Source organism: Enterovibrio nigricans DSM 22720, from assembly GCF_900167155.1.
Taxonomy (GTDB): domain Bacteria; phylum Pseudomonadota; class Gammaproteobacteria; order Enterobacterales; family Vibrionaceae; genus Enterovibrio; species Enterovibrio nigricans.
The window spans coordinates 1-23,103 of the sequence record NZ_FUXU01000027.1 but is presented as its reverse complement, the minus strand read 5'-3'; the positions used below and the strand labels follow the sequence as shown (position 1 = coordinate 23,103).

Sequence of the window (23,103 nt, the reverse complement as noted above, 5' to 3'; positions counted from 1 at the left end):
CTCTGCCTTGGGTGAAAGCCACCCTGGCGACGCTTCCGTGCAGAGATCAATGGCCAGTATGCGTGCAAGGATTGCTCCCTGCTTTCTCCAATTCCATTTGAGTTTTCTTCTACGGCCAGTTTCTTAATTGGCGAAGAGCCAGACTAAGAAAAACGGCAGGATAATACTTCAAATTTGTGGAATGGGCATCTTATAATTTGCGCGATTGGCTAATAATTAGACGAATGAAATATAAAAACCAATTCATAGCAACAGAAAGTGCTAGTCGAGTTAACATGAAGGAAATGATTTTAAAGAGGAAAACGATTGCGGCGCGTTTTTGTTAGCTTATTCTGACGAGGAGTCGGAATTTGGGCTGTCTTCACGGATTTTTCGCTCTAAATCTTGTTTCACCATGTTCAATGCACTAAGTGCAATACGAGGATCAACCTCATTGCTTTCCAGCAAGTAGATTAAATCAACAGCCAGTTTTACATCTTCTAGCGCGTTTTCTAGTCCGTGGTCAGTCATGGTTTGTATTCCAAGTCGTGGGATAGTAGGTATTGATTGCTGCGCGAATGAGTTCTGCGTGTAAAGGTATCAATTGCGTATGATTAGTGTGATAGCCTCCCCCAATCACAGCGGCAACAGGAACTTGGTGGGCACTGCAAGCTTCAAAAACGGCAGTATCTCTTTTCGAAATGCCATCTTGGCATACGGAGAGATACCCGAGTTCGTCGGCGTGGTGGATATCTACGCCTGCATCATAAATCACCATGTCAGGTTGGTGCTGGGCAAGTGCAAGACGTAAACAGGGTAAAAACGCGTTTAAATAATTTTCGGAGTCGGTATCGATAGGGAGCGGAAAATCGATATTCGAGTCGGGCTTGCGAGAGGGGAAGTTTTTTTCGCAGTGTACCGATAAGGTGATGATGTCTGCTCGGTTTGCAGTCAGACTCGCGGTGCCATCGCCATGGTGAACATCACAATCTACAATAAGAACTTTATCGATATTCTCGAATTTCAACGCATGGTTAGCTGCTAACACCAAGTCATTAAATAGGCAAAAACCGCTTCCGAAATCGTAATGAGCGTGGTGATAGCCGCCAGTGAGGTGAATAGCGACGCCGTGCTCTATAGCGAGATCTACGGTTAATGTTGTGCCGCCTAAGGATGTTAGGCTTCGCGTCACAAGGATATTGCTCCAGGGAAATCCAATCCGTCGCATTTTGACCAACGGGATGCTGCCAGAAAGGAGAGTATCGACGTATTCCGCAGCATGGATTTCTTTCAGCGCGGAAGTATCAATAGCTGAAGGTGTATACACACTCACTGGCCATAAGTTGTCGGCCAGATACTCATTTAACAACCGGTACTTTGAAAGGGGGTATCGGTGTCCATCAGGTATAGGAAAATCTGAGTATATCGGGTGATAAACGACAGGTAGCATCAGCCTTTCTTTTCCCTGAATGAAATTCGAGACTCGATTTTTTGCTTTGCTTCCCTGCAGCGTAAAAGCCTTTTCTCGGTCGTTAACAGAAGCTTTTGTGCCGCTTGCTGCTCAGATAGCGATCCACAGTGCCCTAGTTTGGATTCAGCGTCTCTAACCATATCAGAAAGCCGTCTTTCCCATTCCTGATGTTGCGCTAAATCCTGGTAAAGCTGGCTGATAGAGGATCGCATTTTTGGGGCGTACGTCTTTTCTTTCGCCCTGACTGATACCGTAGCGACTTCTCGTTGAAGGGCACTTATTTGATTTACTAATTTTTCGCAAAGGTGTGCTGCACGAAGGCTGGAGAGTCTTCCACTCTCCTTTTCACGTTCGAGTGTATCAACAACACTTCTCGCTTCTGTCACGCATGGACTTAACAGACGCGACAAACAGGTGAATAGACGCTCGTCGAACAAAGGTTTTGCGCCTTCACCTCGTCGTCTATCAATGTCTGCAGCCTTGGTTGCGAGTGACTGCAACTCTGACTTTAATTGGGTTAAATCCATGGGTTCTCAACAGTGGTGTTAAAACCAAGCACTATAAGCGAGTTTTACGGCAAGTACGACCACTACAGTAACAAAGACGGGGCGAATAAATTTTGCGCCAAACTTAATGGCGGAATTTGCACCCAAGTATGCACCGCACATCAAGCATACACCCATGGTTAGCCCGATGGCCCAGTTTACATGACCGAGCATGATAAAGGTCACGAGCGACGTGATATTACTGGTGAAGTTCATGGCCTTAGCGAGACCAGAAGACAGCAAAATGTTCATCTTATAAAGAGACATTGAAGAGACTGTCCAGAATGCACCCGTGCCTGGGCCGATGACTCCATCATAAAAACCGAGTGTTAGGCCTTGCCCCCATTGCTTTTTGCTTAGGTTTGGGTCGACTTTCGGTAAGAAATGATTGTCAGCTTTAGGTTGTGGGTGCCAGATGGTGTAGACCGCAGTGGCCAAAATGACGAGCGGAAGGGCCTTTTCTAGCCACTCAGTACTTATGTAATCAACCAATAGTGTGCCGAATATGGCGCCAATGAAGGTAGCGGCGAATGCGTGTTTCCAAAATTCAGGAGAGAACAGTTTTTTACGGTAATAGGTAATGGCAGCGGTTGAAGAAGCAAACGTGGCGGATAGTTTATTTGTACCCAAGGCAACGTGGGGTGGAAGGCCAATAGAAAGCAATGCAGGGACGGTGAGCATGCCACCTCCACCAGCTACTGCGTCGATAAAACCAGCAGAGAAAGCCACCACAGCCAAAATGGCGATGGCGGTAGGATCCATAAGTTCAAGCATTCTTATATTCTTACGTGTGTTCGATAATACGTTGAAACGGAGGTAAGGAATCCAGCAGGGCTTTTCCATAGCGTCGGCTTATGATGCGCCGGTCAAGCAGTACGACTCTTCCCGAATCATGTTCTTTGCGTAGTAGTCTACCCGCTGATTGTACAAGCTTTTTACTGGCTTCAGGTACTGCAATTTGCAAAAATGGATTGCCACCTTTACTTTCAATGTATTCAGCATGTGCCTCTTCGACGGGCGACGTCGGTACGGCAAACGGGATCTTAGTAATAATGAGGTTAGTAAGCTGGTCGCCGGGTAAATCAAGGCCTTCAGAGAAGCTACCCGTACCAAAGAGGACACTGACTTTCCCTTTCTCGCAACACTTACGGTGGGCATCCAAAATTACGGAGCGTGAAGACTCGCCTTGCACGTGCAGTTCCCAAGCATTCTTTTTCATTTGCGCGCGCATTTTGTCGGCGACTTGGTTCATTTGCCAGTATGAGGAAAAGAGCACCAAGCTCGATGTCTGCCCCTCCAGATATTCGAATAGGACATCTGGCAGTATTTCAGTGAACTTGTCTTCTTGTGGCTCACAGGGCATTGATGGAACGACCAGTCGCGCATTTTCTTGGTAGTTAAATGGCGAAGGCAGCGCAAGAAACCGTGTGCCGTCATTTTCATCCAAACCAACCTGACGGCAAAAATAGTTAAAGCTGTTTAATGCTCTGAGTGTTGCTGATAATAACGCCACGCCTGCCGCTTTCGACCATAGAAGCTGATCAAGTCGCCATCCGATTTCCAGTGGTGAGACATGAACAATGAGATCACTTTCTTTTTCTGGACACTGCTCAATCCAACGTGCTAGCGGTGCACCTTTGTCAGAATTGGGCTGCGCCATCAATGTCCAGACCTTTTCGAGATTTTCGAGACGCTGTAGAAAGAAAGCGGATTCGGCCATGATCGGGTCAGCAAGGCTGCTGCGGATTTCTCCGTCTTTTACCCGTTCCGCAATCAGATCGTGCAACTTCCCTAAAGATTGCGTCGCTTTTTTTGCTGCTTTTTGTAGTTCTTTGGCTTCGGTAACCAGCGCATCGGGTAGTTCGCCATTTTCAAAACGATAGGTGCCATCCTTGCTCAATGGCAATTGGCGTAGCATGTCTCTGACAGTGCGTAACGAAGGAATGAGTACTTGAATGCCCGACTGCAAGCTGTCTAAAAACCGATTACTTCTTTTTATATCCCCGGCATTGGCAATTTTTGACGCAGATTGGTTCAGTTTTTCTAACCATGCTGACGCACCGAGTAAGCTGGCTGCGGCTGACGAAAAGTCTCTGGCGACGATTGGCAGGTGATGCGCTTCGTCAATCATATATAGCGATTGCTCTGGCTCGGGAAGAATGACGCCACCACCTAATTCGAGGTCCGCCATTAATAAGCTGTGGTTCGCGACAATGACATCGGCTTTATCGAGGTGCTCTCTGGCTTTCGCGAAAGGGCATTGGCGGTGAGCACTGAGTCCGGAGTGACACGTGTGCTTATCTGACACAATCGTTTGCCAGATATGGTTAGGAATAGGTTTTGGCCAAGCATCTCTATCACCATCCCATTTGCCGCGAGACAATGCACTCAGCATGGTATTGATAAGTTCAATATCCGATTTTTTAGGTTTTTGCTCAAAAAGTGTTTGTTGTCCTGCTCCCTCTGCACCAGCGGCAGAAGCCAGTTTTTCCGCACAACAATAGCGCTGACGCCCCTTCGCTAATACAAAACTGAATTCTTTTGGAAGTACGCGACGAAACAGAGGGAGGTCTTTCTCAAACAGCTGTTCTTGTAGCGCAACTGTCGCGGTAGACACAACGACTTTCTTATTATTGTTGAGCGCAAACGGTATTGCACCCATTAGGTAAGCCATTGATTTCCCGATGCCTGTTCCAGCTTCAGCTACGATGATACGACGTTTAGGGTTGTATTCCCCCGCAAGGGTTTTGGCGATTTCTGCTACCAAATAGTTCTGTGCCTTTCTTGGTATAAAATTTTGCAATTGCGCTTTCAAATTCTCGTAGCTGCAACGAATGTCTTTTTTGACTGATTGACTAAGCATGTTTGGCACAAAGTTAGGTTGGGAGCCGTAGTATAACACGCTTGTAGAATGTGAAAGAGTTCAAGTATTCGTGCATTTATTTTATTTTTTGAGACGAGGATCACGAATACCGATTGAACTAATATTAGCTATCACTATGAAATCCAAGGGGAATGCCATTCACTATTTATGTTGATAATTTGTAGTTTAATATTCTGTTTTTGTGTGTTTTACATGGTGAATTAGGTTAATTATTCTGGTGGTGTTTTGCGTGTAAGTTTACAGAAAATTGACAATAAGATTTCAGGATTGTGACCTAACTCGGTATATATCCCCTATGTGGTTGTGGTGTAACGCAATTTTGTTTTTTTGATGTTGTTTTTTGCTGATTTGACAGATTTTAGATTTCTCTGCACTCTAAGTTTCGAAGTTAAAGCGTACTTGTTGTGACGTCGTTGAGACTTTGTGACGGGTGCAATTATAAAAGGGATCCTGGAACAGGAATTCCATTCTAATAAAGAAAAGGCAGTGGATTAACATGAAAAAGACAGTTCTAGCTATGGCAGTTCCAGCTCTGCTGACTGCTGGTGCAGCACAAGCAAGCGTTAACCTATACGACGCAGACGGCGTAGTAGTGGACCTTAGCGGTGCAGCTGAAATTCAGTATTTTAAAGGTTATAGCAAATCCGAAGACGCGAATCTGCGTATTGATGATGCGGACTTGATTTTGACAACAGCAATCGCTGTTACAGATAGCCTTGATGCTGTTGCCGGTATGGGCTTCAAGTACGAAGATCAGTTCAACGGTACGCTATCAAACGACAGCGGCGCTGTTAAGAATGACGAGCTGTGGGTTGGTTTTGCAAGCGACGAGTTTGGTACTATCACTTTTGGTCGCCAACTGCTGATCTCTGATGATGCGGGCAACCAAAAAGACTACGAGTTGGGTACAGAGCAAATCAGCTTTGTGCAAACAGAAGGTGGTCAGGTTATTAAATGGGTTTACGACAACGGTACTTTCTATGCAGGTGCTAACGTAGACTTAGACCAAGACAAATCAGAAACCACAGATGGTCGCCAAATCGTAGGCGGTCGTATCGGTGCGCGCTTTGAAGGCTTTGACGGTCGTGTATACCTATACGATGCAGAAGATATCTCTGGTGAAGATGTAAGCGGCTTTAACGCTGAGCTTGATTATGCGATTGATGCATTTGACATCGCAGTGAGCTATGGCCAGGTTGAGTACAAGAAGCATGCTAATACTTCTGATAAGAAAGACGTAGATGTGTTTGGTATTTCTGCTGGCTACCAAGCGGATGAGAAGACTTACATCGCAGTCGGTTATGACATCATCGATATGGACCCATCTTCTGGCAGCAGCTTTGCCAAAGAAGAGTCCACTAGCCTGTATGCAAACATCACTTACAAACTGCACAGCAACGCGAAAGTGTATGCAGAAGTAGGTGTAAATGACGACGAAGTAAATGGCGCAGACGTAGATACTGATACTGGTTACGTACTGGGTATGGAAGTTAAATTCTAAGCAACCGCTATTTTACGTAGTAAAGCCGCCTGCTAGGGCGGCTTTTTGTTTCAGGGAGAGTAAATATGAAAATGCTAATTGCAGCTGGATTGTTGGCCATCCAAGGTGGGGCGGTGGCAGCGGAGTTATCCGCTGACAATGGTCTGGAATTTCTAGTTATCAATGGTAAAAACGTAAAAACACTGGGCAGTGAGGGAGATAAGCGCCTTGATCTCCAACCCGGCAGCTACCAAGTTGTCGCGCGCTTTGACGATGAGGTGAAACGTGGTTCAAAGACGAGTATTTTTACATCGAAACCGTTTGTATTCGACATTGATATCGGGAATGACGATATGGCATTAACGATTCCAAAATTGAAGTTTGAGAGTCGGGCAGCAGCATTTTTTAGAAATCCGGAATGGGAACTTGAAAATCTGACGACGGATTCAACTCAGAAAATCAATGGCGTGAAACTGACAGGCAGCGGCTTTGGTTCTTATAACAATATGGAAAAAGCTATTGCCAAGTATAACCAAGAGAACGGCATCATCTTTGAAGGTGGCTCACCACAAGACCTTGAAGAAATTGTTGTAGCTATTGATGAAAAAGGCAATGTTGATATCAAAGGCGATACAGTGACACAACTCAAGCTGTGGTATACCAAAGCATCAACGGAAGAAAAGAAAGCGTTTAAACGCTGGATGATTGACCAAGATCTTTAGGTCATAGCGGTTAGGTAGACCATGGTGGAGAGGTTTTTATGAGAAGTGCTGTCGCAGTATTATTTGGTTTAGGGATTGTGGGTTGTCAAAGCTCATTGGTCGATAAATTACCCGCTTCTGATTATCAAGGCCATGTGCCAGATGCACTTAATCAAGAACTCCTGACATTTAATGATGCACCGATTCAATCGCTGAGAGGCGAAACTATCCACTATGTCTATGAAGAAGATAAAGCCTTGCTTACTGTTGTCCGAAAACTTCGCAGTGCTAGATGGAACTGGGACATGAACAAATCCGATATTTCAGAGGATGTTCGGGTGTTCACGTGTGAGCAGCTTGGCCCTGCCATTGATATGGGGCTGGGCGTGAGAACATGGTACGCAGGCAGTGGCGGGTTTGTGACAGATGTGGTTCAAGCCGGGGACTGTAATGGCCTCTATTGAGGCCTATCGTGAACATAGAGGCTGTGCTCTCGACAGCTAACGCAGCGAGGTTCAGCGGCATCTATTTCTAAATCTGTTGTTGTGATTTCTTCTTCGCAATCGGCGCATAAACCGAATAATCCGGTATGAATTGCGCAAATTGCAGCATCAATCTTTTCCAAACGAAGTCCATCCTCATGGAGCTTCTCACTTTCATGGCGGCATAGCTTAATCAAATGCGCGGTTGGTACGTAAGATGCGTCCAGCCCCGTTAAACGAATTAGCGCATCTTCAAGCCTGCTGCGAACCTCTTCTTTCTCTCTTTCAAGGTTTTGGCGTAGCTGTGCTACCTTTTTATTATCGAGCATGTAAATGCCTTTGTGCGCTTATCAAGTAGGACAGTGTAGTGTTTCCGGTTTGTTGCACACTGATTTACATCAAGACAAATGCCATAAACCCTGAGTTTTGTCGGTATTTAGGCTCAAGCGAAACGGGTATATTGGCGGGCTTAATCGCCAACGTGGAAACAAAGGAAGTTAACGATGGATACTGAATACAAAGACCCATTTAACGCAATGTACTTTATCGGCATGGTTGCTGTATTACTGATACCAACTTTACCAGCGACGCTGACGTGGATAGGAATGTTGAGCCGCTGATCAATTTGTAAAGGGAGTAAGAGTGAATCTTTCGTTTAAAAGAATCGTGCTGTTAAGTGTTGGCTGGATCTGCGTAGCACTTGGGGTAATTGGTATCTTTCTCCCGCTATTGCCGACCACTCCGTTTATGCTGCTCGCCAGTGCCTGCTTCATGCGTGGTTCGCCACGCATTGCCAAATGGCTTCATGATCACCCCAAGTTTGGTCCCCCCCTCAACAACTGGCATCAGCACCGCGCGATTGACCGTCGAATAAAGCGCCGAGCCAATGTTTGTATTGTTGCGAGCTTTTGTTTGTCTATCGCAATCGTGCCGGAAACGTGGCAAAAAGTAATGCTATTCGTTATGGCAACCATACTTTTAATCTGGTTTAACCGTTTACGTGAAATAGAAGCGGTTGCCCACACCCCCGAAAATACATAACATGTGCTCTTTGGAGTCTCGGCGGTATATGTTTGCTCAGGCTCTATCTTTATTCCTGTAGTTTCATTGGAAGCCACGTTGGTGGTGAGACATTATGAGCCAAGACAAAATCGCATTTATCAAAGACAACATTAAAACCGTTCCTGATTATCCTAAACCAGGCATCATGTTCCGTGACATCACGAGCCTGATGGAAAATCCAGCGGCTTACAAAGCAACGATTGACTTGCTGGTAGAGAAATACCAAGGTCAAGGTTTCACGAAAGTTGTTGGCACTGAATCTCGTGGATTTCTTTTTGGTGCGCCACTGGCACTGGAGCTGGGCGTAGGTTTCATTCCTGTGCGTAAACCTGGCAAGTTGCCTCGTGAAGTGATCAGCGAAAGTTACTCATTAGAATACGGCGAAGACACGCTGGAAATTCATACTGACGCGATTGTTGAAGGCGACAAAGTATTGGTTGTCGACGATCTGCTTGCGACAGGTGGCACGATTGAAGCGACCACGAAGCTTATCCGTCGTCTTGGCGGTGAAGTTGAACACGCGGCATTTATCATCAACCTGCCAGAAATCGGTGGTGAAGCGCGTCTGACTACGCAGGGCATCAAGGTTTACAGCCTGTGTGAGTTTGACGGACACTAATTGTTCGTTTAGCCCGGATTCAATGAAAGAGCGTGATCGTCAAGATCGCGCTCTTTTTGTCTGTGTGCTAGGATGGCGTCAATAGAAGAATAGATTTTATAACGCATGAGTTATCAGGTATTAGCCAGAAAATGGCGCCCGCACCAGTTCCGTGATGTCGTTGGCCAATCGCACGTGCTTACAGCACTGGCCAATGCACTCGATCACAACAGACTTCATCATGCTTACTTGTTCAGCGGCACGCGAGGGGTTGGTAAAACGACGATTGCGCGCATCTTCGCGAAAGGATTGAACTGTGAGCAAGGTATTACCTCAACACCTTGTGGTGTTTGTACGACCTGCCAAGAAATTGATCAGGGGCGCTTTGTCGATCTGTTAGAGATTGATGCGGCGTCTCGCACCAAAGTTGAGGACACACGAGATTTGCTGGATAACGTCCAGTACAAACCAGCTCGTGGTCGTTTTAAAGTCTATCTCATAGACGAAGTTCATATGTTGTCGCGTCACAGCTTCAATGCGTTGCTGAAAACGCTGGAAGAGCCGCCAGAATATGTGAAGTTTTTGTTGGCAACGACTGATCCGCAAAAACTGCCGGTCACTATTTTGTCGCGTTGCCTTCAGTTCCATCTGAAGCATCTCGATGCAACCCAAATTAAAGATCAACTGCACCATGTTCTAGAACAAGAACAGGTAACAGCGGATCCCCGAGCGCTATCATTGATTGCTCGCGCCGCCGAAGGCAGTATGCGTGATGCCTTGTCCTTGACCGATCAGGCGATCGCACTGGGCAACGGTGCGGTTGTTGAACAGCAAGTCACCGAAATGCTCGGCACGCTAAGCACCGATCAAGCGTTGCTTTTATTGGAAGCACTGTCTGAAGGTCAGGCCGATCTTGTTATGCAAGTGCTGACACAACTTGCTGAAGTGGGTGTCGAGTGGGATGGTCTGCTGAAAGAAATCGCTGCGCAATTGCACCGCATTGCGATGGCGCAGGCATTGCCCGCATCGATTGATACAGCACAACCGGATGCGGAGCGAGTAAGCCACCTTAGCCAAGTCCTGTCACCGCAAGATGTACAGTTGTATTATCAAATTACGCTCCAGGGGCGCCAAGATTTGCCGTTTGCGCCGGATGGACGCGCGGGTCTGGAAATGGTGTTGCTGCGTATTTTGGCATTTAAGCCGGTAACATCCGCACGCTATGAGCCAGCCCCTGTCAATGTGCCGAGTACAGAGCCTAACAGTGCACAGCCAGCTCAACATTCACAGGATAAACTGGCCACGTTAAAAGCACAGGTTGCGTCGGTGCGCGCGAACCAAGGTGCACCGCAGAGCGCTACGCGTCAATCGCGAGTTACGCCTGCGGATTTGCCTCCGCCCGAATCTCAGCCTAGTCAGCAAATGCCCCAAGCAAGTTCGCCTGTAACGGAAGACCCGCAAATGTCTTCGCACATGGCGGCAATGGAGCAGGAATCGATGCGTGAATACGACCACTCACCTATCGATGAACAGCAGTATCAGCCAGCCCCAGCGCAACAGGCTCAAATCGCGCAGCAGTCTGCCCAAACGTCGCAAGGTTCGCCTTCGCAAGGAACTGCGTCGGGCAGTATTCTCGCTGCGCGTAACATGCTGAGAAGCAGAACCAAGCAAGAGGGCCAACCGCCAAAAAAGGGTAGTCCGGTATCGGTTGGCAGCAAACCGCTGTCAGTCATTGATCGTATTGCAGCCAAACACAAGCCTGCTGATCCGGCGACTTTTCAATCTGTACAAACTCAAGCCTCTACGGTGAAAGACGATGCCTATCGTTGGAAGCCCACGCAACAAGTTGTTGAAGTTAAGGCCGTGACCGTAACGCCAGAAAAAATAAAAAAGGCGTTGGAGCACGAGCGGACACCAGAAATGCGTGAAAAGCTAGAGCAAGAGTCGATTAAGCAGGATGAGTGGTGTCGTATTGCCAACGCCTTGAATGCCCCGCGTTTAGTGAAACAAATGGCGTTGAATGCGTCTATGGAAAGTGAGGGTTCAACGCTAACGTTGACACTGCGTTCAAAGCAGAAGCACCTGAATACGGAGCAAGCACAAGTAAAATTGCGTGATGCGCTGAGTGAGCAATTAGGGCACGCAGTGACCTTGTCTGTCGTGCTTGGCGAAGAGGGTGTTACGCCTCTAGAATGGCGAGACAAGCTTTACACTGAAAAATTAACTCAGGCCGGTCAAAGCCTGAACGAAGATCCACATGTTCGCTTTATCTGTCAGCGGTTCGCTGCAGAAATTGATGAAGAGAGCATTAGACCGATATAAACCACGTGATGCTGCTTGCCGTATAGGGAAGCAGTTCCAGACTATAAAAGAGAGATTGATATGTTTGGTAAAGGCGGAATGGGCAACCTGATGAAGCAAGCGCAGCAGATGCAAGAGCGCATGCAGAAAATGCAGGAAGAAATTGCAAACATGGAAGTAACCGGTGAGTCGGGTGCTGGCCTTGTGAAAGTTACCCTAACGGGTAGCCACAGCGTTCGTCGTGTTGATATCGACGAAAGCCTGATGGAAGATGATAAAGACATGTTGGAAGATCTGATTGCAGCAGCTTTCAATGATGCAGCGCGCCGTATTGAAGAAGCGCAGAAAGAAAAAATGGCTTCTGTTACTGGCGGTATGCAACTACCACCAGGCATGAAAATGCCATTCTAAGAATGCGTACCAGCCAACTACTTGAACAATTAATGGAAGCGTTGCGTTGCCTGCCGGGCGTTGGTCCGAAAAGCGCACAGCGTATGGCTTTTCATCTCCTTCAGCGTAACCGCCAAGGTGGCGTAAAGCTTTCTGAGTCATTGCTTGCTGCAATGACAGATATTGGTCATTGCGATAAATGTCGAACCTTTACTGAAGAAGAGGTCTGCGCCATTTGTGCTAACTCTCGTCGTCAGGAAAATGGGCAGATTTGTGTGGTGGAAAGTCCCGCAGATATCGCCGCGATTGAAGCGACAGGTCAATACTCTGGACGTTACTTTGTCTTGATGGGGCATTTGTCACCACTTGATGGTATAGGTCCTTCGGACATTGGTCTGGATGTGTTGGAAAAACGTTTGGCTTCAGAGTCGATTGCTGAATTGATTTTAGCAACGAATCCGACCGTGGAAGGGGAAGCAACCGCTCACTATATCAGCGAGCTTTGTGCAGAGCATGATGTGGTTGCCAGCCGAATTGCTCACGGGGTTCCGATGGGCGGTGAACTAGAATTAGTTGATGGCACGACGTTGTCTCATTCTATAATAGGACGACATCGCCTCCGATGAAGAAGGCCGCGTAGCGGCCTTTTTTTATCGCTAAATGTGTTTACTGACGCGGGATAAACGCACGTGTTGTAGCAAAATCACCATCAGGCGTCGTGGCTATGATCTCAATGCTTTTTGCTGGTTCGCTATCGACATAGACAAATACGCGTCCATTTTCAGCTGTCATGAATTGATCGTTAATACTCGCGCCTGATACTGGCTGACCATTTTGTGTCAGTTTCACCCAAGCGCCGCCATTGGCAGGGGTAACATCAAGGTTGAGGTCGTGAGAAGGCATCGCGACTGCAGCAGATGCACCAAAAACCATAACTAGAGCGATAATTGTCGTTTTCATAATCGTATCTCCTTCTTGGTGTGCTTCTTGAGCAACAACTAAACGATATGAGGAGAAGCGCAGAATGACAACAGACTGACTTGCTTAAAATGTTCTAAAAATTGGCGCAAGAATCCGATAAATATCCGGTCAAACCCGTTAAGAAGCTAAAAATTCCTATAAATGCAGAGTTAAAAAACGCCAACAAAGTCGGCGTTTATGTGTTTTGGCACTCAAAAGGCATCAGTACTTACTGTGCAACACCATCGAACCATGATTTAAGCTTGTTAAAAGCAGAGAACCATCACCGAGTACATCGATACGTCGAATTTTCTCTGCACCCATGCGGTAGATAGAGCGGACAAAGGTTAAGTCTTTTTCGGAAAACTCGGTAGTATCACCCGTTGTCACGTCTTTCAACTCCACCAGATTCAACTTTAAATAGCCGCCACTGACTTCCCACTCACCGGATTCAGACACTGACATCATTATTTGAATGTTTTCGTCCTGATTTTTTAGAGTGATCTGCGTATCTCGTGAGTACGTGTTGTCCGGGAGAAAGACCATATTACTTTGCTGCTCAGACATGGTGAGTCCGCTGGCATCACGGTATGCAGATTCTTGGAAGTAGTTAAACGTTTTTGATTTCCATTCGCGTGATTTTAATAAGCTGGCTGTGCGGACATCTTCGCCTAAAAATATCCAGCTGCTGCCGAGAAGTGATATCAACAACAACACAAAAGGACAATAGCGTTTGAACTGGTCGCGTCGACGTTTTTCAGGCGTTATCGACATAATGAGTGGCTCCCTTCTTCGCTTGTCAGGACAACATACGTCACGTTGTCATTTGCGTCTGCCGCACTGTGTATGTAATTCAAGGAAATTTGATTATCTTGCCCACCAGTGACAATCACTTCTTCAAGTTTGACACCGTCGCTGTAGTGACTGATATACCTGTTTACGCAGCGCTCGACCATTGGTTTCCACTGCTCAATACGTGCATTGGTGACAGGAATATATACTGGCACATCTTGGGTCTTTAAAAGTTCACGAAATGCTTCTGATTTGGGGGTTGAAGCAACAAAAAAGGCAATCGGAAGAATGAGTGCTAATAAAAAGGCAACCCAAGAGCCCAGTGGCGTTTTAGGGTAAATCGGTGAAGCAGAGAGGGTGACCGGGATGGGCTCAGGAAATGTGTCTTCAATTTTGTCGTCGGTGGCGTGACTAACCTCTTCAATAGGCTCTGGCGTATCAACGACGTCATCCGACACTTTATCGACAGGCTCCGGTAACGTTTCCTCCTGAATCTGTGCTCTCGGCTGTGGTATATCAACTGGCTGGTCATTGTAGACTTCAACAGAACAAACAACCTGATAACCGCGTTTAGGCACCGTTTTGACGAACATCGGATTTTTGGTCGATTCTTTCAGCGCTTTTCTCAGTGTCGAAATAGACTGCGTCAAACTGGAATCATCAACTTCAAAGCCTTGCTTACGCCAAACAAAGTCGTGAATTCGGTTCCGTGTAACGATGGCATGAGGCTCTTCGATGAGTACCATCAATACGCGGCATTCATTGCTCCCTAACCGGACTAAATCGTCATTCTCATGAAGATCGACCAGAGAGCTATCGCTGGGAGAAAAAACAAAACGCTCTCCCAGTAGGTATCGGTTCGATTTATTTAACATTCGTAATTCTAACCTGCACGAATTTTGGGCAATTTTAGAGGAAAAGGCCGATTTATAGGTGTAATTGAAGATGATTATACTCGAATTGCGAAAAAGACCTCAATAAATGAAAAAATGCCTAAATAGCCTTGAAAAGTAAACCTGCGACCCTATCTACATAGAGACAGTTAATAAATTACATTTGGTTGGATTAAAATGAGCGATCAAGCGACTCTACAAAGTAAGGAAACACGTGGTTTCCAATCTGAAGTGAAGCAACTTCTTCACTTGATGATCCATTCTCTTTATTCAAACAAAGAGATTTTTCTTCGTGAATTGATTTCTAATGCGTCAGATGCGTCTGATAAATTACGTTTCAAAGCACTTTCAAATGCAGCCTTGTATGAAAGTGATGGCGATCTGCGTGTAAGACTTAGTGTCGACAAAGACGCGGGCACGTTGACCATTGAAGACAATGGTATTGGTATGAGCCGAGAGGAAGTGATTGATAACCTCGGCACCATTGCAAAGTCGGGCACCGCTGACTTCTTCAAGCACCTTTCCGATGAGCAAACCAAGGACAGCCAGCTTATCGGCCAATTTGGTGTAGGTTTCTATTCAGCGTTCATCGTTGCTGACAAAGTCACAGTAGAGACTCGCGCGGCAGGTACTGATGCATCAGAGGCTGTGTTGTGGGAATCAACTGGTGAAGGTGAGTACACCATTGAGGGCATTGATAAAGCTTCTCGCGGTACCGTGATTACGCTGCATCTACGTGAAGATGACAAAGAGTTTCTGGATGATTGGCGCTTGCGCGAAGTGATTGGTAAGTACTCTGATCACATTGGCATTCCCGTTGAAATGTGGGCGAAAGAGCGCGATGAAGAAGGTAATGAAACTGAGCAGGGCAAATGGGAAAAAATAAATAAAGCTCAAGCCCTTTGGACTCGCTCAAAATCAGATGTTTCTGAAGAAGAATATAAAGAATTTTATAAACACCTTTCACACGACTTTGCGGATCCGCTGCAGTGGAGCCATAACCGTGTCGAAGGCAAGAATGATTACACCAGCTTGCTCTATATCCCATCAAAAGCTCCTTGGGATTTGTTCAATCGTGAACATAAGCATGGCCTGAAACTATACGTTCAGCGCGTATTTATCATGGACGACGCTGCGCAGTTTATGCCGAGTTACCTGCGATTTGTTCGTGGTCTGATTGACTCCAATGATCTGCCTTTGAACGTGTCGCGTGAAATCCTTCAAGATAACAAAGTCACACAAGCGCTTCGAAACGCCTGTACCAAGCGCGTGCTAACGATGCTTGAGCGTCTGTCGAATAATGACGCTGACAAGTACCTGAGCTTCTGGAAAGAATTTGGTCTGGTACTGAAAGAAGGCCCTGCGGAAGACTTTGCTAACCGTGAGAAAGTGGCGGCGCTTTTGCGTTTTGCATCAACGAACACTGACACCAGTGAGCAAAGCGTGTCGCTTGGTGACTACGTGTCGCGCATGAAAGAAGAGCAAGACAAGATTTATTACCTGACAGCTGATAGCTATCAGGCCGCGAAGAACAGCCCTCACCTTGAGCAGTTCAAAGCAAAAGGCATTGAAGTTATTCTGATGTACGATCGCATCGATGAATGGCTGATGGGTTACCTGCCAGAGTTTGATGGCAAACAGTTCCAAGCGATCACCAAAGCGGATCTCGACCTGAGTAAGTTTGAAGATGATGCTGAGAAAGAGAAGCGTGAAGAAACAGAAAAAGCGTTTGAGTCTGTTGTTGAGCGCACCAAAAACTACCTGGGCGATCGCGTTAAAGATGTGAGACCAACCTTCAAACTCTCTGGCACACCCGCTGTTGTGGTGACGGATCAGTTTGAAATGGGCACACAGATGGCTAAGCTACTTGAAGCGGCAGGCCAGCAAGCGCCTGAAGTGAAATATATTTTTGAGTTGAACCCTGAACATACGTTAGTGAAACAGATGTCTGATGAAGCTGACGAGGTTGTTTTTGGTCGTTGGGCTGAGATGCTGCTTGGACAGGCAATGTTGGCGGAACGTGGTGCAATGGACGATCCGTCTCAATTCCTGACAGCCGTGAATCAACTTCTGACTAAAGGCTAATTGCGTCACAGCTTTGAATAGATAACCATTAACTATCAAGCCCAGCAGGATCGCTGGGCTTGATAGCGTTTACATAACCGTGTATTTTGCATTTTTTTGCGAACACTCCAAAGTAAAGAAAGGGGATAACTATGCGCATCATTCTTCTGGGCGCTCCAGGTGCAGGTAAAGGAACTCAAGCGCAGTTCATCATGGACAAATACGGGATTCCACAAATCTCGACGGGTGACATGCTGCGTGCAGCAATCAAAGCTGGCACTGAGATGGGCAAACAGGCGAAAGCAGTTATCGATGCTGGCCAGTTGGTGTCTGACGATATCATTCTGGGTCTGGTTAAAGAGCGCATTGCACAAGAAGATTGTGCCAAAGGCTTCTTGCTGGATGGCTTCCCACGTACTATTCCTCAAGCTGATGGGCTGAAAGAAATCGGCGTAGACGTAGATTACGTACTGGAATTCGACGTTGCTGATAGCGTTATTGTTGAGCGTATGGCAGGCCGTCGTGCTCACATCGCATCTGGTCGTACTTACCACGTTGTTTACAATCCACCAAAGGTTGAAGGCAAAGACGACGTAACAGGTGAAGATCTGGTTGTTCGTGATGACGATAAAGAAGAAACAGTACGTGCACGTCTAGGTGTTTACCACGACCAAACAGCACCTCTTATCGCTTATTACACGAAAGAAGCGGAAGCGGGTAACACTAAGTACCTGAAATTCGATGGTACTCAGCAAGTTGCAGCAGTTAGTGCTGAAATCGAACAAGCACTGTCGTAAGACACGCATAGCGATTTGATAAAAAGGGCAATCGAAAGATTGCCCTTTTTTGATCTTATCTTCTAGGAAAGCAGCCATGGTTTCGTGCGGTATGTTATTCTTCTTGACGTAACTAACTGTTAAAGAAGGTTGAAATGGAAAGTACTCAAAAAGTTGGGGTGTTGCTGGCAAACTTGGGAACGCCTGAAGCACCGACCGCGAAAGCAGTGAAAGCCTTCTTGGGTGAATTCCTCCATGACAAACGTGTCGTAGACATGACGCGATGGTTATGGTGTCCGTTGCTGCATGGTATTATTCTTCCGGTACGCGCGCCTAAGGTCGCAAAGCTGTATGCCAGCGTGTGGATGGACGAAGGCTCACCACTGCTGGTGCATTCTAAGCGTCAAAAGATGGCGCTCGAAGCGGCGCTTAATCTGCCGGTGGAACTTGGGATGACCTATGGCTCCCCGAGTCTTGCTTCTGGCGTAGATGCATTGAGAGCTCGCGGCTGTGAAAAAATCCTCGTTTTTCCGCTTTATCCGCAGTACTCAAGAACGACCACCGCGGCGATTTTTGACAAGCTGGCTACGTCGCTAAAGCAACACCCAGCATTGCCAGAGCTTCGCTTTATCAATCACTATTTCAGTGAAGACACGTACATTGAAGCGTTAGCGCGGTCTGTTGAATTGCAATGGGAAGCAAACGGTAAACCGGACATGTTAGTGTGCTCTTACCACGGTATACCAAAACGTTTTGCAGACAATGGCGATCCGTATGCGGAACATTGTCAAGAGACAACCATCAAGCTGGCTGCGCGGTTGAATACCGAAGTGCCAGTTAAGATGACGTATCAGTCGAGGTTTGGCCGCGAAGAGTGGCTTCAGCCGTATACGGACAAAACGTTGGAAGTCTTACCCTCTGAAGGCGTTGAACGAATCGATATCATCACGCCAGCGTTTTCTGTTGATTGTCTTGAGACCTTGGAAGAAATTGCAGAGCAAAACCGCGACATATTTATTACCGCTGGTGGAAAAACGTACAATTACATTCCGTGTCTTAACGATTCCCCTGCTCACATTGAGATGATGTGTCATCTTGTAGAAAGACATACCAAAGGCTGGTAGGTCTTAAGCGGGAAAATTGCGCCTTTCTATACTGAATATACCCAAATGAAATAGTTGTCACTTGGGTATATTTGTAATGGGTGTCTTTATCATACAAATATGTGTGATAGAATTCGCATTTTTCGCCACTACTACGACGCATCGAATCATGAAATTCCCAGGCCAACGCAAGTCTAAGCACTATTTTCCTGTGCACGCACGTGATCCATTGGTTGTTCAGGCAAGTGAACAACGTAGGCTGAAAAGCCCTTGTGTAATCGGTATTGACCAAACGTTGGTAGATATCGAAGCGAAAGTCAGTGACGACTTCGTGAAGAAGTACGAGTTGAGCAAAGGCCACTCTTTGGTTATTGATGACAAGCGTGCAGAAGCCTTGTATCAAGAGCTTAAAGAAAACAACATGATCAGCTACGAATTTGCGGGTGGCACTATTGGAAATACGCTTCACAATTATTCCACGTTGGCAGATGACAAATCGATTCTGTTGGGTGTAATGAGCCGTGACATCACCATCGGTAGTTACGCATATCGCTATTTGTGTAACACGTCTAGCCGCATGGATATGAACTACCTTCAAGCGGTTCAGGGACCAATTGGTCGTTGTTACGCGCTGATCAGTGAAGATGGCGAGCGTACTTTTGCAATCAGTGAAGGCCTAATGAACCAACTTCACCCTGATTCCATTCCTGAACATGTGTTTAAGAATGCATCGGCGTTGGTTTTGACTGCGTACCTTGTTCGTTGTAAAGAAGGCGATCCAATGCCAGAAGCGACGATGAAAGCGATTGAGTACGCGAAGAAATACGATGTGCCAGTTGTGATGACGCTGGGCACTAAATACGTTATTCAGCAGAATCCTCAGTGGTGGCGAGATTTCCTTTCTGAGCACGTAACCGTTGTTGCGATGAACGAAGAAGAAGGTGAAGCACTGACGGGTGAAGCGGATCCGCTACGCGCAGCCGATAAGGCGCTAGAATGGGTAGACATGGTGCTGTGTACTGCTGGCCCAGTGGGTCTGTACATGGCAGGTTATACTGAAAACGACGCGAAGCGTGAAACCTCGTTACCGTTGCTGCCAGGTTCAGTAGCGGAATTTAACCGTTATGAGTTCAGCCGCCCAATGGTGAAAAAATACTGTGAAGACCCAATAAAGGTGTATTCACACATTGCACCATATATGGGTGGTCCAGAGCGCATTAAGAACACAAATGGTGCGGGCGATGGTGCGTTATCAGCTGTGCTGCACGATATGTCAGCAAACCGCTACCACCGCGAAAATGTGCCGAACTCAAGTAAGCACACATACCCATTCCTGACTTATAGCTCATTCTCACAGGTTTGTAAGTACGCAAACCGTGTAAGCTACGAAGTGCTTGCGCAGCACTCTCCACGTTTGTCGCGTGCGCTTCCTGAGAAGGAAGATAGCTTGGAAGAGGCATACTGGGAACGCTAATTTCGTCATCCTTGGCTCTGATTCTGCGTTAGCTGCATGAACTCGCACTAGTCACTTAGTAAACTAAGCTCCCAGTGACTCGCTAAATTGCTGCCCTGCCTCAGAGCCAATGATTTAGAAATTCGTCGAGAGCTGAGTTATTCCTTGTTAACTTTGCTCCCGGGGATTCGTTCAATTGTCGCCTTGTCTTTATAGCAAATGCTTTGAGATTAAAATCAACGACGTTGAGTTTTGTTTCTGGAAAGAAAAAATCCGCCACTAGGGCGGATTTTTTTTGTCCATTGCTGATGCAGTATTAAGCATCTAGCTTATGTGAGCTTCTGCACCCAAGCGTCAGTTGCGCGCACTAAGGTGCGAAAGAGAGAATCAAAGGCCTCTTTGGGCTGGTGGATGGGGTCGTCTATATCGCCTTGACCAATCCATTGCCCTAAAAGCATGGTTTTGCTTCTTGAACCCGGTAAAAGCTGCGCGACTTCGTCAATGTGGTCATGTGACATAACCAATATCAAGTCGAATTCAGAGCACAATTCGGGACTTAGCTGTTTAGCAGCGTGGTCGGATAGGTCGAACCCACGTTCGGCACTCACTTGCTGGGATAAATGGTGCGCATTGGCGTTTATTAAATGGCTAGACGCAACCCTGGTACCTGCTGATGCAATCACGTGATCGGGTAGGCTCGCTTTCAAGAGTGCCTCTGCTATTGGTGAACGACAGATATTCGCCGTACAAACGACAAGAATACGATTAAACATGATTGGCGCTCTCTATATTCTGTCGGAGAGCTTGTGAAGAGCTCGCTGCGACTAATGTTCCCGATGCTGGCAACACGGCACTCGCATTAGCAAGAAACAAAATCAATATGAAGGTGAGGGCATTCGCCATAGGCTGAAGATTAAAGTCGACACTAATGTGAATAAGCATCCCAATGATGGACATAATACACCCTAGCGCGATCCCTTTCATCGTCTTGCTATGCCGTTTTCTGATGGTAGAAAAAGCGCGCGCAAATGCGTAAAGCACGACAAATCCCAGCAGAAGTGTTGCGGGAATACCTGCTTCGACCATAAATTGAATGTAGTCATTATGCGCATGGTCGTAGAATCCAATGTCAGCTCGTGAGTACATGGGGAAGATGGTATAAAAACTCGCCATGCCTGTCCCAGTTAGCGGAAAATCACGAATAATATCGAGTGACCAAATGACAACCTGGTCGCGAGATTCTACGCCTAGCGAAGTTTCAACCAAGCGCTGCTTCACTTTTTCCAGACCAAATAACGCACCGACGACAATGGTATCTATTGCAATAACACTGGCAACCAACACTGTTAACGCACGGGGTTTATTTTTATAAAACAGCAGTGCTAAGAGCCCGCCGATAGCGGTTGCTGCGAAAAAAGCGGTGTTACCCATGCGCGAACGCGTCATGACGAGTGCGATAACCATAATAACGAGACATAGGCGGATGTACATTTTTCGGCTTAGGATCCCTTCTAGAAGCCGTTTTATGAAGACAAAGCGTGAGTCAGAAGGGCTGGTGTGAAGCTGTGTAACAATTAAACCCAGCCCCATACACAATGCCATCATAAGGTAATTAGCAAGGTGGTTTTTATAAATGAATGAACCTGTGGCAATACCTTCCTCAGCAAAGTCAAATACTGGGCTTTCAGTTATATCAAGCAACACAACCATAGCGGCATAAAATGCCTGTAACGTCCCACTTATCACGATGGCCAATACAACGTGTTTGAGCCGTTTGCTAGAACTCACCAAAAAAATAGCATTTAGTACAAAAAGTGTATAAGCAATCCCTTTAAACAGTGCGGTAAGGGTCATACGTGAATCAAGCGAGACAAAGCCTTGTGGTGCGCCAACAAGTTGGTAAATATCGGCACTTTTATGAGAAAAGAAAGCGAGGATTTCCCATGGAAGGGGAAGCGTTTGAAAAAACACCCATACCTGAAATAGAGCTAGGCCAAACAGTAGGCAACTATAACGCTTTATTGGCTCCGAAGGTAAGTTTCCGCGATAGACGAGAATCAGCGTTACCGATTGGAGCGCTATCCAGATTTCTGCGATTGCCCAAGCCCAATCTCTATTGCTGCCAAGTGGGATTGGTAGCCAAATAATAAGTAAAAGAAGGGAATAAAAAGAAAGTTTCTCTAAGGAAGCCATACAAAATCTCTTGATGAGAGTACAACAAAAAGCCCAACAGATGTTGGGCTAATAGAAGGCTAATATTTTGAATCTATACCCTAATTAGGGGAGATAACACCTGTGCCACCACCACCTTGTCCACCTACAGTAGGAGCAGAAGGTGGAGCGGGACCTGCAGTTGCAGTTTGAATACCCGCGGCGGTTGCTTCCGCAATTGCAGTTGGGTCGAGCCCGGCTAGCAGAGCAGCAGTCGTTATGTTTTCATTGCTCACTCCGATATCACGGGCAAGTTGGGCAATCTCAAGTGCGCTATCTGGGGCTGCCGTCATCGCGGCTTGGACGGCAAATTGAGGGTCAACGCCTTTCAGACTAAGTAAAATCGCCAATATATCGATAGCGAACTCAGCATTTTCGATTAAAACGTTTTGGTACGTTTCTTCTGTCGGTGTTTCACCGAGCTGAAGCAGTATTGCGTCGCGTTGTTCATCGCTTTCGAAAGCAAATGCTAACGAAGATAATGCAAGGGTAGTCGCGCTCAAAAGAGTGGCTGCGATTTTCATGATTCTTCCTTGAAAGTGGATTCAAGAGGTTGATAAAAATAACTATATCAAATTTGAGATGATATAGAATGGATAAGGAATTCAAGGTAGGGTGATCTAGCGAGACGCTATTATTTTTGACCAAATCATCGCAATTACACTGCAAAAATATGTACCAGCTAGAGCGCCAAAGACGTTTACCGCCATATCTAACCAAGAGAATTGTCTTGAGGGGATGAGCGATTGTATTGACTCATCTAACACGACCAATACCAAAACGAAGAGGGTAGCGGGTGGTAACCCAAAGCTGCTTTTTCTTTGTGTAGTAAGCCGACAAAGCGTGCCGAGGATAAAAGAGCGGCTTTGTTGCTTAATTCGGTTGGAAGACATGGCAGCCTAAAGTTGTTCGGTTCTTAAGCAATATACTGAGTTTCAGGCATACCCAGTCCTGTAAG

General features: G+C 46.4%; 25 protein-coding genes. 12 read left to right on the top strand and 13 right to left on the bottom strand.

Annotated elements, in window-relative coordinates; genetic code table 11:
- Positions 1-327: 327 nt before the first annotated feature.
- Genes rsmS through dinG form a run of 5 tightly spaced genes read right to left on the bottom strand, consistent with a single transcriptional unit; the run spans position 328 to position 4,858 of the window.
- Positions 328-510: a pleiotropic regulatory protein RsmS gene (rsmS, locus tag B5D35_RS11445; RefSeq protein WP_078752713.1), complete on the bottom strand. Its 183-nt coding sequence runs from the start codon at positions 508-510 to the stop codon at positions 328-330.
- Positions 503-1,429 carry a histone deacetylase family protein gene (locus tag B5D35_RS11440; RefSeq protein WP_078752712.1) on the bottom strand — a complete coding sequence of 309 codons (927 nt, stop codon included), beginning with the start codon at positions 1,427-1,429 and terminating at the stop codon, positions 503-505. Before B5D35_RS11440 ends, rsmS begins: the two co-directional genes overlap by 8 nt.
- Positions 1,429-1,977: a primosomal replication protein PriC gene (gene priC, locus B5D35_RS11435; protein ID WP_078752711.1), complete on the bottom strand. Its 549-nt coding sequence runs from the start codon at positions 1,975-1,977 to the stop codon at positions 1,429-1,431. The genes B5D35_RS11440 and priC overlap by 1 nt, the downstream gene beginning before the upstream one ends.
- A gap of 18 nt (positions 1,978-1,995) precedes the next feature.
- On the bottom strand, positions 1,996-2,769 hold the full coding sequence (locus tag B5D35_RS11430; protein WP_078752710.1) for a TSUP family transporter: 774 nt from the start codon (positions 2,767-2,769) through the stop codon (positions 1,996-1,998).
- Between the two features lie 10 nt (positions 2,770-2,779).
- Entirely contained in the window at positions 2,780-4,858 is a 2,079-nt protein-coding gene (gene dinG / locus B5D35_RS11425) for an ATP-dependent DNA helicase DinG (RefSeq protein ID WP_078752709.1), read from the bottom strand.
- 517 nt (positions 4,859-5,375) lie between these two features.
- On the opposite strand from dinG, the gene B5D35_RS11420 reads away from it, so the two are divergent.
- From B5D35_RS11420 to B5D35_RS11410, 3 genes are all read left to right on the top strand, one after another.
- Positions 5,376-6,380, top strand: coding sequence for a porin (locus B5D35_RS11420; protein ID WP_078752708.1), 1,005 nt, complete (start codon positions 5,376-5,378; stop codon positions 6,378-6,380).
- A 65-nt stretch (positions 6,381-6,445) separates the two neighbouring features.
- Positions 6,446-7,081: a YccT family protein gene (locus B5D35_RS11415; protein ID WP_078752707.1), complete on the top strand. Its 636-nt coding sequence runs from the start codon at positions 6,446-6,448 to the stop codon at positions 7,079-7,081.
- 38 nt (positions 7,082-7,119) lie between these two features.
- The gene (locus B5D35_RS11410; protein WP_078752706.1) at positions 7,120-7,524 is read left to right on the top strand and encodes a hypothetical protein; all 405 of its coding nucleotides are present in this window, start codon (positions 7,120-7,122) and stop codon (positions 7,522-7,524) included.
- On the opposite strand, the gene B5D35_RS11405 is transcribed toward B5D35_RS11410, so the two are convergent.
- Entirely contained in the window at positions 7,518-7,871 is a 354-nt protein-coding gene (locus tag B5D35_RS11405) for a TraR/DksA family transcriptional regulator (RefSeq protein ID WP_078752705.1), read from the bottom strand. The genes B5D35_RS11410 and B5D35_RS11405 overlap by 7 nt on opposite strands.
- 313 nt (positions 7,872-8,184) lie before the next feature.
- On the opposite strand from B5D35_RS11405, the gene B5D35_RS11400 reads away from it, so the two are divergent.
- The 5 genes from B5D35_RS11400 (at position 8,185) to recR (ending at position 12,519) form a co-directional block, all read left to right on the top strand.
- On the top strand, positions 8,185-8,583 hold the full coding sequence (locus tag B5D35_RS11400; RefSeq protein WP_078752704.1) for a YbaN family protein: 399 nt from the start codon (positions 8,185-8,187) through the stop codon (positions 8,581-8,583).
- Between the two features lie 94 nt (positions 8,584-8,677).
- Complete coding sequence (apt, locus tag B5D35_RS11395) at positions 8,678-9,223, top strand: adenine phosphoribosyltransferase (RefSeq protein WP_078752703.1); 546 nt, start codon at positions 8,678-8,680, stop codon at positions 9,221-9,223.
- Between the two features lie 105 nt (positions 9,224-9,328).
- Positions 9,329-11,524, top strand: coding sequence for a DNA polymerase III subunit gamma/tau (gene dnaX / locus B5D35_RS11390; RefSeq protein WP_078752702.1), 2,196 nt, complete (start codon positions 9,329-9,331; stop codon positions 11,522-11,524).
- A gap of 60 nt (positions 11,525-11,584) precedes the next feature.
- Positions 11,585-11,914 carry a YbaB/EbfC family nucleoid-associated protein gene (locus B5D35_RS11385; protein WP_078752701.1) on the top strand — a complete coding sequence of 110 codons (330 nt, stop codon included), beginning with the start codon at positions 11,585-11,587 and terminating at the stop codon, positions 11,912-11,914.
- Between the two features lie 2 nt (positions 11,915-11,916).
- Positions 11,917-12,519: a recombination mediator RecR gene (gene recR / locus B5D35_RS11380; RefSeq protein ID WP_078752700.1), complete on the top strand. Its 603-nt coding sequence runs from the start codon at positions 11,917-11,919 to the stop codon at positions 12,517-12,519.
- A 40-nt stretch (positions 12,520-12,559) separates the two neighbouring features.
- On the opposite strand, the gene B5D35_RS11375 is transcribed toward recR, so the two are convergent.
- From B5D35_RS11375 to B5D35_RS11365, 3 genes are all read right to left on the bottom strand, one after another.
- Positions 12,560-12,853, bottom strand: coding sequence for a hypothetical protein (locus tag B5D35_RS11375; protein ID WP_078752699.1), 294 nt, complete (start codon positions 12,851-12,853; stop codon positions 12,560-12,562).
- Positions 12,854-13,075: 222 nt separating this feature from the next.
- Positions 13,076-13,627, bottom strand: a complete 552-nt coding sequence (locus B5D35_RS11370; RefSeq protein WP_078752698.1) for a regulatory protein ToxS — start codon at positions 13,625-13,627, stop codon at positions 13,076-13,078.
- Positions 13,618-14,520, bottom strand: a complete 903-nt coding sequence (locus B5D35_RS11365) for a transcriptional regulator (RefSeq protein ID WP_078752697.1) — start codon at positions 14,518-14,520, stop codon at positions 13,618-13,620. The genes B5D35_RS11370 and B5D35_RS11365 overlap by 10 nt, the downstream gene beginning before the upstream one ends.
- A gap of 195 nt (positions 14,521-14,715) precedes the next feature.
- Here B5D35_RS11365 and htpG point away from each other — a divergent pair, with 195 nt between their 5' ends.
- The 4 genes from htpG (at position 14,716) to B5D35_RS11345 (ending at position 19,955) form a co-directional block, all read left to right on the top strand.
- Positions 14,716-16,623 (top strand): molecular chaperone HtpG, encoded by a 1,908-nt coding sequence (gene htpG / locus B5D35_RS11360; protein ID WP_078752696.1) that lies wholly within the window; start codon positions 14,716-14,718, stop codon positions 16,621-16,623.
- Between the two features lie 131 nt (positions 16,624-16,754).
- Positions 16,755-17,399, top strand: a complete 645-nt coding sequence (gene adk / locus B5D35_RS11355) for an adenylate kinase (RefSeq protein WP_078752695.1) — start codon at positions 16,755-16,757, stop codon at positions 17,397-17,399.
- Between the two features lie 134 nt (positions 17,400-17,533).
- The gene (hemH, locus tag B5D35_RS11350; protein ID WP_078752694.1) at positions 17,534-18,502 is read left to right on the top strand and encodes a ferrochelatase; all 969 of its coding nucleotides are present in this window, start codon (positions 17,534-17,536) and stop codon (positions 18,500-18,502) included.
- Positions 18,503-18,650: 148 nt separating this feature from the next.
- Positions 18,651-19,955: an inosine/guanosine kinase gene (locus B5D35_RS11345; RefSeq protein WP_078752693.1), complete on the top strand. Its 1,305-nt coding sequence runs from the start codon at positions 18,651-18,653 to the stop codon at positions 19,953-19,955.
- 308 nt (positions 19,956-20,263) lie between these two features.
- Here B5D35_RS11345 and B5D35_RS11340 read toward each other — a convergent pair whose 3' ends face one another.
- The 4 genes from B5D35_RS11340 to B5D35_RS25500 form a co-directional block, all read right to left on the bottom strand.
- Positions 20,264-20,707, bottom strand: coding sequence for a low molecular weight protein-tyrosine-phosphatase (locus B5D35_RS11340; protein ID WP_078752692.1), 444 nt, complete (start codon positions 20,705-20,707; stop codon positions 20,264-20,266).
- On the bottom strand, positions 20,700-22,127 hold the full coding sequence (locus B5D35_RS11335; RefSeq protein WP_078752691.1) for an O-antigen ligase family protein: 1,428 nt from the start codon (positions 22,125-22,127) through the stop codon (positions 20,700-20,702). The genes B5D35_RS11340 and B5D35_RS11335 overlap by 8 nt, the downstream gene beginning before the upstream one ends.
- An 80-nt stretch (positions 22,128-22,207) precedes the next feature.
- Positions 22,208-22,669 (bottom strand): hypothetical protein, encoded by a 462-nt coding sequence (locus B5D35_RS11330; RefSeq protein WP_078752690.1) that lies wholly within the window; start codon positions 22,667-22,669, stop codon positions 22,208-22,210.
- Between the two features lie 96 nt (positions 22,670-22,765).
- Positions 22,766-23,038, bottom strand: coding sequence for a VanZ family protein (locus B5D35_RS25500; RefSeq protein ID WP_078752689.1), 273 nt, complete (start codon positions 23,036-23,038; stop codon positions 22,766-22,768).
- Positions 23,039-23,103: the final 65 nt, after the last annotated feature.

Excerpts from the sequence above, each read along its gene's own strand:
- B5D35_RS11330 (WP_078752690.1), bottom strand. The coding sequence starts at position 22,669 with ATGAAAATCGCAGCCACTCTTTTGAGCGCGACTACCCTTGCATTATCT.
- priC (WP_078752711.1), bottom strand. The coding sequence starts at position 1,977 with ATGGATTTAACCCAATTAAAGTCAGAGTTGCAGTCACTCGCAACCAAG.
- B5D35_RS11365 (WP_078752697.1), bottom strand. The coding sequence starts at position 14,520 with ATGTTAAATAAATCGAACCGATACCTACTGGGAGAGCGTTTTGTTTTT.
- apt (WP_078752703.1), top strand. The coding sequence starts at position 8,678 with ATGAGCCAAGACAAAATCGCATTTATCAAAGACAACATTAAAACCGTT.
- hemH (WP_078752694.1), top strand. The coding sequence starts at position 17,534 with ATGGAAAGTACTCAAAAAGTTGGGGTGTTGCTGGCAAACTTGGGAACG.
- B5D35_RS11430 (WP_078752710.1), bottom strand. The coding sequence starts at position 2,769 with ATGCTTGAACTTATGGATCCTACCGCCATCGCCATTTTGGCTGTGGTG.
- B5D35_RS11410 (WP_078752706.1), top strand. The coding sequence starts at position 7,120 with ATGAGAAGTGCTGTCGCAGTATTATTTGGTTTAGGGATTGTGGGTTGT.
- adk (WP_078752695.1), top strand. The coding sequence starts at position 16,755 with ATGCGCATCATTCTTCTGGGCGCTCCAGGTGCAGGTAAAGGAACTCAA.
- B5D35_RS11340 (WP_078752692.1), bottom strand. The coding sequence starts at position 20,707 with ATGTTTAATCGTATTCTTGTCGTTTGTACGGCGAATATCTGTCGTTCA.
- B5D35_RS11345 (WP_078752693.1), top strand. The coding sequence starts at position 18,651 with ATGAAATTCCCAGGCCAACGCAAGTCTAAGCACTATTTTCCTGTGCAC.
- dinG (WP_078752709.1), bottom strand. The coding sequence starts at position 4,858 with ATGCTTAGTCAATCAGTCAAAAAAGACATTCGTTGCAGCTACGAGAAT.
- B5D35_RS11420 (WP_078752708.1), top strand. The coding sequence starts at position 5,376 with ATGAAAAAGACAGTTCTAGCTATGGCAGTTCCAGCTCTGCTGACTGCT.
- recR (WP_078752700.1), top strand. The coding sequence starts at position 11,917 with ATGCGTACCAGCCAACTACTTGAACAATTAATGGAAGCGTTGCGTTGC.
- B5D35_RS11370 (WP_078752698.1), bottom strand. The coding sequence starts at position 13,627 with ATGTCGATAACGCCTGAAAAACGTCGACGCGACCAGTTCAAACGCTAT.
- B5D35_RS11440 (WP_078752712.1), bottom strand. The coding sequence starts at position 1,429 with ATGCTACCTGTCGTTTATCACCCGATATACTCAGATTTTCCTATACCT.
- dnaX (WP_078752702.1), top strand. The coding sequence starts at position 9,329 with ATGAGTTATCAGGTATTAGCCAGAAAATGGCGCCCGCACCAGTTCCGT.
- B5D35_RS25500 (WP_078752689.1), bottom strand. The coding sequence starts at position 23,038 with ATGTCTTCCAACCGAATTAAGCAACAAAGCCGCTCTTTTATCCTCGGC.
- B5D35_RS11375 (WP_078752699.1), bottom strand. The coding sequence starts at position 12,853 with ATGAAAACGACAATTATCGCTCTAGTTATGGTTTTTGGTGCATCTGCT.
- htpG (WP_078752696.1), top strand. The coding sequence starts at position 14,716 with ATGAGCGATCAAGCGACTCTACAAAGTAAGGAAACACGTGGTTTCCAA.
- B5D35_RS11385 (WP_078752701.1), top strand. The coding sequence starts at position 11,585 with ATGTTTGGTAAAGGCGGAATGGGCAACCTGATGAAGCAAGCGCAGCAG.
- rsmS (WP_078752713.1), bottom strand. The coding sequence starts at position 510 with ATGACTGACCACGGACTAGAAAACGCGCTAGAAGATGTAAAACTGGCT.
- B5D35_RS11415 (WP_078752707.1), top strand. The coding sequence starts at position 6,446 with ATGAAAATGCTAATTGCAGCTGGATTGTTGGCCATCCAAGGTGGGGCG.
- B5D35_RS11405 (WP_078752705.1), bottom strand. The coding sequence starts at position 7,871 with ATGCTCGATAATAAAAAGGTAGCACAGCTACGCCAAAACCTTGAAAGA.
- B5D35_RS11335 (WP_078752691.1), bottom strand. The coding sequence starts at position 22,127 with ATGGCTTCCTTAGAGAAACTTTCTTTTTATTCCCTTCTTTTACTTATT.